The organism is Kitasatospora sp. NPDC004669 (genome assembly GCF_040609455.1).
Taxonomy (GTDB): Bacteria; Actinomycetota; Actinomycetes; order Streptomycetales; family Streptomycetaceae; genus Kitasatospora.
In genome coordinates this window covers 1-9362 of record NZ_JBEXKB010000147.1, presented here as the reverse complement: position 1 = coordinate 9362, position 9362 = coordinate 1, and the positions used below count along the sequence as shown (strand labels likewise).

Sequence of the window (9362 nt, the reverse complement as noted above, 5' to 3'; positions counted from 1 at the left end):
CGACACGGACGACCGCACACGGCACCGACCCGGAACGACCCGACCCCACCCCCGAGCGAGAACACCCAACAGGCCACACCGCAAACACACACCCCCGGCACCAGTGCTCACCTCCCCTCAACAGGAGAAACACGCCCGACACGCACCCCTCAAACGCGGCAGCGCAGCAGCTCCAACGGCGGACTCGCAAGCACATCCACCCAGAACTCCTCACCGAACTCCCGGACACCCGCATCGGACACCTGCAGCGGGACCCACTCCAGCCCACGGAACCCGGCCGCCCGCAGACACCCCTCGTAGACCTCGCGACGAGGGGCCGCGCCGACGATACTGATCGGCCAGGGGTCGAGGAGTGCCGTGATCCGCACCCGCGGACCGGTCTCGATCTCCTCGCCGGTCAACTCGCAGCGGAAACCGTACTTCTCCAGAGACTCGCAGTCGAACCCGTAATCGGGCTTCTGCGCGAGCACGAAGAAGTCCCCACCCGATACCAGACTCCGATGGATGTTGCGACACATCCGCTCCATCGCCGCGATGTCCTGCGCGTAATTGAGGCACTGCACTCCCAACGCGACGTCGAAACTCCGGCCCAGCGGCTCCAACTCGGCCACGTCACCGACCTCGTAGCGCACACCCAACGGATCCCGCCGCTCGAACTCCCGCGCAGCAGCGATCATCTCACCGGAGATGTCGACGCCGAAGACGTCCGTGGCACCACGCCGCTTGAACTCCCGGCTGTAGAAACCGGTACCGCACGCCAGGTCGAGAACCGACTTGCCGCTCACGTCCCCAACCATGCCCAGGAAGCTCGGCACCTCCCCGTAACGGATCAACGGCAGGGATTTGAAACCCTCGAACACCTCGCCGATCCCGTCATACTGCTGCACCCCCATGTGCCGCCCCCTTCTCTGAGTCGTCCTCCGCTCGGCCGCACCGGCCCTCCGGATCCGGAGGCGCGCCCGCGCTCCGTCGTGGCGGAAAGTCTCCCCGGCCCGGCCTGAGCCGCCGTACTCGCGGATGACACAAAGAAGTTGACCGGTCGACACGGGACGCGCCCTCGTATCGCCCAAGCGGGTCGACAGACGGGGGGTCTGTACGGTCGGTCTTCGGTGTTACTCAGCCCAGGCGGAGCCCTTGATGACCTCGGCGACGTCGCCGCGCTCGAAGCCCGGGACGAAGTGGGCCAGGATGTCGGCCTTGACGTTGCCAAACGTGGTGTCGGGACGGTCCTTGATGCCGTCGGTGAACGCGGCGAGGATGCGGTTCTCGAAGTCGGGCCGGGGGTGCGCGGCGACCACCGCCACGCGCTGTCGGTCCGTGACGGCGCGGTAACCGATGCCCAGGACGTCCAGCTCCACACCGCGGGTGACCGGGGCGATCTCAGGCGCCATGTGCAGGGGGATCTCCGGGGTGGTGTGCAGGGCGACGGCGGTCCAGACCCGCTGAGCCGGCTCGCCGCTGATGCCGTGGGCCTCCAGGAATCGGCGGGCCTCGTCGGCGCCGTCGATCTCCGCGCGTCGGGGAGGACGCCGCGCCGCGCGGACCGAACCCGCACGAGCCGACCCGCCGGCTCCAGCCGGAGCCGTCCTACGTCCGACCGACCATGGCGGCGGGTTGGACGATGCGGTCGAACTCTTCGGCGCTGATGTAGCCGGAGGCCAGCGCCGCCTCGCGCAGGGTGCTGTCCTCGTCGTTGGCCTTGTGGGCGATCGCCGAGGCCCTGTCGTAGCCGATCACGGGCGAGAGTGCGGTGACCAGCATGAGTGACCGGTCGACGTAGCCGTCGATCTGCTCCCGGTTGAGCCGGGTGCCCTCGATGCAGAACTCGCGCATCTTGGTGCAGGCGTCGGCGAGGATGGTCGCCGCGTGCAGGAAGTCGTTGATGATGACCGGGCGCATGGCGTTCAGCTCGAAGTTGCCCTGGGAGCCGGCGAAGGCGATGGCCGTGTCCTCGGACAGCACCTGGATGCAGACCATGACCATCGCCTCGCACTGGGTCGGGTTGACCTTGCCGGGCATGATCGAGGAGCCCGGCTCGTTCGCCGGGAGGATGAGTTCGTCGAGGCCGCAGCGGGGTCCGGAGGACAGCCAGCGGATGTCGTTGGCGATCTTCATCAGCGGCACGGCCAAGGCCCGCAACCCGGCGGAGGCGCCGACCATGGCGTCCAGGCCGCCCTGGGCGGCGAACTTGTTCTGCGCGGTGATGAACGGGTAGCCGGTCGCGGTGGCGATCTCGGCGGCGACCTGCTCGCCGAATCCAGGTGGGGCGTTCAGCCCGGTCCCGACCGCTGTGCCGCCCATGGCGAGTTCGTTCAGGCCCTCGGCGGACCTGGTGGCCTGGCCGATGGCTTGTTGCAGCTGACGGGCGTAGCCGGACCATTCCTGCCCCACGGTGAGGGGGACGGCGTCCTCCAGATGGGTGCGGCCGATCTTCACCACATCGTGCCACTGCTGTGCCTTGGTCTCGATGGCCCGTTGCAGCGCCTGCACGCTGGGCAGCAGGTGCTCGTGGATCTCCTTGACCGCGGCGATGTGCATGGCGGTGGGGAAGGTGTCGTTGGAGGACTGCCCCAGGTTGACGTGGTCGTTGGGGTGGATCGGGACCTTGCTGCCCAGCTCTCCGCCGAGGAGTTGGATGGCACGGTTGCTGATCACCTCGTTGGTGTTCATGTTGGACTGCGTGCCGGACCCTGTCTGCCAGACGTACAGCGGGAAGTGATCGTCCAGTTCGCCCGCGATGACCTCGTCGGCCACCCGCTGGATCAGGTCGGCCTTCCAGGCCGGCAGCCGCCCGGCGTTCCCGTTGACACGGGCGGCTGCCTTCTTGACGTAGCCGTAGGCGTGGTAGACCGCTTTGGGCATCCGGTCGTCCCCGATGGAGAAGTGGATCAGGGACCGTTGCGTCTGGGCGCCCCAGTAGCGGTCCGCGGGGACATCGACGGCGCCCATGGAGTCGGTCTCCCGCCGGGTCCCGGTCGCGTGCAGTCCGACGGGGATGTCAAGGATCTTCGGAGCTTCGTCCTGACCGGCCGACCCGGTCCGGTCCACGCCGTGGTGCTCTGTGGTCATGACGTCGCTCCGTCGGCGTAGACCGGCTGCCACATGGCCTCCCGGACGGCCTTTCCGACGTCGGTCGGCTTGCAGGTGGCCACGCCGTCGTCGAGCGCCGCCTGGACCACCACGGTCGCGGTGATCGCCGAGGACTCCCGGAGGTTCTTCACGGGAGGCAGCAGGGAGGCGCCCGGCTCCGACGGGTCGACCTGGTCCGCGACAGCCTGCGCAGCCGCGAGCAGCATGGCCGCGGTCACCTGGGACGCGCCGGAGACGATCGTGCCCAGGCCGAGTCCCGGGTAGAGCAGCGCGTTGTTGGCCTGCCCGATCCGGTAGGTCACACCGTCGTGTTCCACGGGCGGGACGGGGATGCCGGTCGCCACGAGCGCCTTGCCCCTGGACCAGGCGATGACGTCGGCGGGCATGGCCTCGATCCGGGAGGTGGGGTTGGAGATCGGGAAGATGACCGGCCGCTCGGTACCCTCGGACATGGCCTCGACGACCTCGCGGGTAAACGCACCGTGCACGGTGGAAGTGCCCAGCAGGATCGTCGGATTGACCCGCCGAACCGTTTCCAGGAGCGGGATCGCGCCGTCGTGCCGCCCCCAGTCCGCGACCTCGGCCGGATCGCGCGCGTAGGTCTGCTGGAAGTCGCGCAGGTCGGTCATGTCCCGGGTGAGCAGCCCTTGCCTGTCGATCAGCCACACCTGGGCGGTGGCCCGCTCCGGATCCGCGCCGTCGCGGACCATCGCGTCGCGCAGCTGGTCCGCGATGCCCACCCCGGCGGTCCCGGCGCCGAAGACGACCAACTTCTGGTCCCGCATCCGCACGCCGGTGACCTTGACCGCGGACAGCGCTGCGGCCAGCGTGATGGCTCCGGTGCCCTGCATGTCGTCGTTGAAGATCCGATAGCGGCCGCCGTACTGCTCCAGGATGCGCCGTGCGTTGCTGGGACCGAAGTCCTCGAAGTGCAACAGCGCGTCGGGAAACGTGGACGATGCCGTCTCCAGGTACTTCTCGATGAACGCGTCGTAGTCGGCGCCACGGACACGGGGGTGTCGGTTGCCCAGATACAGCGGGTCCTCCAGCAACGATGTCCGATCCGTGCCGACATCCAGCGACACGGGAACGACGCGACGCGGGTCGATGCCGGCGGCGGCCGTGTACACCGCGAGCTTGCCGACCGAGATCAGCATGCCTCCCACGCCCCAGTCGCCGATACCCAGGATCTCCTCCGCGTCGGTGCACACGATCAGGTCGACGTCCTCTGGCCCGAGTTGAAGCGTGGCGAAGGCCTTCTGCATGTCGTCGGGCCGGTCGATGGACAGGAAGATGCCGCGCGGACGCCGGTACTCGTGGGAGTACTTCTCGATCGCCTCGCCCACGACGGGGTCGTAGACGATCGGCAGCAGCTCTTCGAGGTGATCGGTGAGGAGCTTGAAGTAGAGGGTTTCGTTGCGGTCGTGCAGCTGTTCCAGGTAGACGTTCTTGGCGAGGTCGCTCCCCTGGACCTTCAACTGCCGGTAGGCACGTTGAGCCTGCCGCTCGAGCGCGAGCACTCCGGCAGGCAGTCGTCCGGTGAGGCCGAGGGCCTCCCGCTCCTCCTGGGTGAAGGCGACTCCGCGGTTACGCAGCGGATCCACCAGGACGCTGGGGACGGCGGGGGTCCGCGCGTGGCTCTCGGTCATGAGATCCTCCTCCATGCGAATGCCGTCTCAGCTCCGACCGGGATGGCTGGGGGCATGAACGCAGGACGGCGCGGCCCCGGTTGCTCGACCACTCGCACTCGACCGCTCGCGGGAGCGCCGCGTGGCGAGACGCCGTCGATTTCGCCGCGGCGCCTCATCCGCCACTCTGTCTTCAGGCTAACCACCGGCCGACCGGTCGGCGACTTCAACCAGGACGATGTCCCTGGTCACGGTGCAGCCGATCATGGTGAGGGCCTGCGCCCGGGGCGCGTACTCGGCTGACCTGCCGCTCCCTGCTGTGGAGCAGGCCCTCATGCAACTCTCCGAAGTCCAGCAGCGCGATCAGGGGTCAGAAGCCATCGACTTCGACGACGGCCGCCGCGAAGGCCTTCGGAGCCTCCTGCGGAACGTTGTGCCCTGCCTCCAGGGTCTTGTGCGCGTATTTGCCGGCGAACTTCTTGCGATAAGCCGATCCATTTCCCGGAGGCGTGAACGGATCGTGTGCGCCGTCAATGGTGATCGTCGGCACCTTGATGACAGGGGCTGTGGCGAGGCGTTCCTCGAGGGCGTCGTACCGGGGCTCACCCTTGGCCAGGCCAAGTCGCCAGCGGTAGTTATCGATCACGATTTTGACGTAATCCGGGTTGTTGAATGCGGCGGCCGTGCGATCGAAGGTCGCCTCGTCGAAGTTCCAGGTCGGGGAGTTGAACTTCCACACAAGCTTGGCCAGGTCGCGTCGGTACTTCTCGAGGCCGAGCACGCCCCTGTCGGTGGCGAAGTAGTACTGATACCACCACGCCCATTCACTCTTCGGCGCCGTCGGCACCTTGTTGGCCTCGACGTTGACGATCAGATACCCGGTCGTCGAGATCAGTGCCTTGCAGCGCTCCGGCCAGAGGGCCGCTACGATGTCGGCCGTCCGTGTTCCCCAGTCATATCCGGCGAGGATGGCCCTGTCGATCCCGAGGGCGTCCATCAGGGCGATGAGGTCGAGAGCGAACGCCGACTGTTGGGCTTTTCTGGGCGTTTCGCTCGAAAGGAACCGCGTGGCGCCATGGCCGCGCAGATAGGGGACGACCACCCTGTACCCCTTCGCCGCGAGCAGGGGCGTGACCGCGACGTAGCTGTGGATGTCGTAGGGCCAGCCGTGCAGGAGTACGACCGGCCGTCCGTTCGCAGGTCCGGCTTCGACGTATCCCACGCTCAGGTCGCCGGCATTGATCTGCTTCACCGGACCAAGGAATCCGCCGGCCCCCGAACCGGCCACGGGAGACGCCGCAGACCTTCCCGTTTCGGACTGAGCTTGCGCGTCACCAGTCATACCGAGTTGGGCCGCCACGGCAGTCGCGGCAGCGGCGCCAAGGAATTTACGACGGCTGTGTGTGATTCCCTCGGGCATTTCCATCGATGAACCTCCTCGCCTGAGGCGACGCCGACGGGCCGCCGATCGCGTGACACGGTGAACGTGGCACAGGGAATCGGCCGGCAATCGCAATTCGCCTGACGTCCGTACCCGGTTTCCGTCATTTTCGTGGGCCCTCGCGCCGGCGCCTCGCCTCTGCCATGCAACACCCGTCAGAGTGACGGCGCAACAGCGGTGAGTGATGCACGGCTTGCGGGGGAAAAGGAGCGCCCCGAGCAGCACGCGACTGCGAGGGCGCCGACGTTGCTGCCGGCCCTGGCCTCCACCGGGTCACAGAAGGTCTCCAATCCCGGGACCACATCGGCCAGGACATCCACGACCCCGCGTGGCCCGAAGAGCCACAGTCCAACTGCCCGTCCCGACATGCCACCCCCAGAGCCTCGTGGCCCAGGTGTCGCCGGGACCCGGCTCCACCAGCTCCCGGCGGCGGACGTCTGAGCATTGCGAGGCACGGCCCAGGCTCGGAATCGGTTCCAGTGCCGGAGCGCTCCGGCGGTAGAGTCCAGGCCCATGTGGGAGGGACTGGACGAGATCGACTGGGCGGGGCACAGACACAACTACGGCTCCGCGACGGACGTGCCCGGTCTGCTGCGCCGCTGCGCCGGGCCGGACCCGCGGGAGGCCGGCGCCGCCGCCGGCGCGTTGGACAACGCCCTCTTCCACCAGGGCGGTTGGATCTGCTCCGCCGCCTCCGCCGCGCTGCCGTACCTCCTCAGGCTGGCCGCCCGAACGGATGTCCCGACCCGGGTCGACCTGCTGGAACTGATGACGGAACTGAGCACTGCGGCTCAGCACGTCGCGGCGAACCGGGTGGACCCTGGCTGGGAGCCGGCCTGGGAGCGGGCGCTGCCCGACGCCCTGAGCCTCCTCTCCGATCCCGAGCCCGGGATCCGCCGCTCCGCCGTCCACCTTGTCGGCGTGTCAGGCGGCCCGGGCGAGCTGATCCTGCCCGCGCTGCTGACGCAGTGGGGTGTCGAGCACGACGCCGCCGCCCGCCTCGACCTCGCCATCGCCATCGGGGCCGCCACCCGGCGCCCACCGACCGGCGGCCGGGTCGCCGAGGCCCTCGCCCTCCTGCACGGCCTGCTGGACGACCCCGAGCCGCAGCTGCGGCTGGCGGCCGTCCACGCCCTCGCCCCGGCCGACCCCGAGCTCGCGCCCCGGCACCTCGGCCTCGTCCTGGACGCGGTCCGCGACCCCGGCGTGGAGGTGTGGCGGGAAACCAGCGAGGCAGGCTGCGGGGTAGTCGCGATCCAGGACTGGACGGCGGACCTGTTCCCGGACGACCTGTTCCCGGACACCCTGGTCTCGTACGTCCTCGGTCTGCTGGCCGACCACCCCGACCCACAGCAACGTGCCGGTGCGTTGTCGCTGGTCGGCGGGCTACTCTCCCGCCGTCGCTCCCCGGCGCCCGATCTGCTACCGGGCATCGCCGCCCGGCTGGACGACCCGGACACCGAAGTCCGGTACCGTGCAGCCGAGTTGCTCGCCTGCCTCGGACCGTCCGCCGTGGCCCACGCCGACGCGGTGGCCGAACTGATCGACGACAGTGCCGCCCTGACGACCCGCACCGGCGAATCCGTCGCCGACGCGGCGATATGGGCGCTCGCGCGCATGGGCGACCCGCGCTGCGTCCCCGCTCTCACCGACCGGCTCACCGGCACCAGGCTCGGCTTCCACACCTCATCCCGGCACCACTCCCGTCTCGGCAACGGCCACTGGCCCCACCTCCCGGCCCTCCACGAGCTGCTGATCCCGCTGCGGGGCCACGCAGCGGCCCTCGTCCCCGCGATCCGCACCCGGCTGCCCGGCGCCGACCACGGTCTGCTGGTCCGCTCGCTCTGTGAGGTGCTCGCCGCCTGGGGCCCGGTCGCGAGCACCGCCCTACCGGAGCTGCTCGACCTGCTCGACGGCGAGTCGACCTGGACGCACGCCGCGACCGCCCTGGCGGGCATCGGCCCGGCGGGCGGCGCGGCCCGCGAGTCCCTGCTCGCCCACGCCACCGCCGGCGGTCGCGACGCCGACCTCGCGGCCTGGTCCTACTGGCGCCTCGGCGGCGACCCCGACGCCGCGCTCGCCGTCCTGGGCCCCGCCGCCACCGAGGGACGCTTCCCCGGCCCCGCCCTGCGCCGCCTCGCCGAGCTCGGCCCGCACGCCACCCCGTACGCGCACCGGCTGCGCGAGATGGCGGCGAGCGACGACGCCTGGGTCAGCGTCGAGGCCGCCTACGCCCTGTGGTCCGCCACCGGCGACACCGGCACCGCCGTCCCGGCGCTCCTCACCGTTTGCCGCCCCCTCACCCAGGGCTCCTACCTCCCGGCCATGCTGGCCGCCGTCCGCCACCTCACCCACATCGGTCCGGCCGCCCACCCCGCCGCCACCCTCCTGGCCCAGGCCCTCACCCTCGACGACCGCCTCAGCACCTCCGCCGACTGGCGCGCCTTCGTCGACGACGAGGCGATCCGGGCCGCCGTCACCGAGCTGGTCACCGCCGCAACACCCCCGGCCGACCCCCGCGCCGCCCCGTGACGGGCATCGTGTGGAAGAAATTTCGAGAAATCCGTCCCGCCGTGTCGATCCGCGACCCTCGCCGTTCGACCTAGGGCTGAGAGGGTCGAGAACCGACCCCCGATCAAGGAGACCGAAGATGGCGAAGTACATGCTGATCATGCGCGGCACGGACGAGTCCCTGGAGAAGATGATGGGGACTCCCTTCGAGGAGATGCTCGAAACCATCGGCCGCTTCAACGACGAGATGATCCGGGCCGGCGTGCTCGTCGCCGCCGAGGGCCTGGACGACCCCTCCCAGGGCGTGGTGGTCGACTACAGCGGGGAGAGCCCAGTGGTCACCGACGGGCCGTACGGTGAGACGAAGGAGCTGTTCGGCGGCTTCTACGTGATCGACGTCGCGTCGAAGGAGGAGGCCGTCGAGTGGGCCAAGCGGATCCCGGCGATCCCCGGCTCCAAGTGCGAGATCCGCCGGGTGCCGGGTATCGAGGAGTTCCCGCAGGACAACGAGTGGGTCATCAAGGAGCGGGCGTGGCGCGAGCGGACCGGCCAGCTCTGATGGACGCAGCCACGGACGGCCCGCCGCGCCCCCCCGCGGCGCCCCGCGGCCGCCAGGCCGGCAGGGGGGAAGAGAAACCCCCGGAACGACGGGCGGGGCCCCCCCACCCCCCCCCCGGAACACACCCCCCCCC

The 9362-nt window shown here is 69.8% G+C and carries 6 protein-coding genes and 1 pseudogene; 2 read left to right on the top strand and 5 right to left on the bottom strand.

Annotated features, from left to right (window positions below):
• Positions 1 to 149: 149 nt before the first annotated feature.
• From ABZW30_RS45665 to ABZW30_RS45645, 5 genes and pseudogenes are all read right to left on the bottom strand, one after another.
• Complete coding sequence (locus ABZW30_RS45665) at positions 150 to 893, bottom strand: class I SAM-dependent methyltransferase (RefSeq protein WP_355677253.1); 744 nt, start codon at positions 891 to 893, stop codon at positions 150 to 152.
• Between the two features lie 219 nt (positions 894 to 1112).
• Positions 1113 to 1520, bottom strand: a pseudogene (locus ABZW30_RS45660) (diguanylate cyclase); the annotation flags it as partial.
• 67 nt (positions 1521 to 1587) lie between these two features.
• Positions 1588 to 3069 (bottom strand): class II fumarate hydratase, encoded by a 1482-nt coding sequence (fumC, locus tag ABZW30_RS45655; RefSeq protein ID WP_355677252.1) that lies wholly within the window; start codon positions 3067 to 3069, stop codon positions 1588 to 1590.
• Complete coding sequence (locus ABZW30_RS45650; protein ID WP_355677251.1) at positions 3066 to 4739, bottom strand: NAD-dependent malic enzyme; 1674 nt, start codon at positions 4737 to 4739, stop codon at positions 3066 to 3068. Before ABZW30_RS45650 ends, fumC begins: the two co-directional genes overlap by 4 nt.
• A 349-nt stretch (positions 4740 to 5088) precedes the next feature.
• On the bottom strand, positions 5089 to 6144 hold the full coding sequence (locus ABZW30_RS45645) for an alpha/beta hydrolase (protein ID WP_355677250.1): 1056 nt from the start codon (positions 6142 to 6144) through the stop codon (positions 5089 to 5091).
• Between the two features lie 528 nt (positions 6145 to 6672).
• On the opposite strand from ABZW30_RS45645, the gene ABZW30_RS45640 reads away from it, so the two are divergent.
• Together ABZW30_RS45640 and ABZW30_RS45635 are read left to right on the top strand one after the other, a co-directional pair.
• On the top strand, positions 6673 to 8691 hold the full coding sequence (locus ABZW30_RS45640) for a HEAT repeat domain-containing protein (protein ID WP_355677249.1): 2019 nt from the start codon (positions 6673 to 6675) through the stop codon (positions 8689 to 8691).
• A gap of 118 nt (positions 8692 to 8809) precedes the next feature.
• Positions 8810 to 9229: a YciI family protein gene (locus ABZW30_RS45635; protein ID WP_355677248.1), complete on the top strand. Its 420-nt coding sequence runs from the start codon at positions 8810 to 8812 to the stop codon at positions 9227 to 9229.
• The last annotated feature ends 133 nt before the right edge of the window (positions 9230 to 9362 follow it).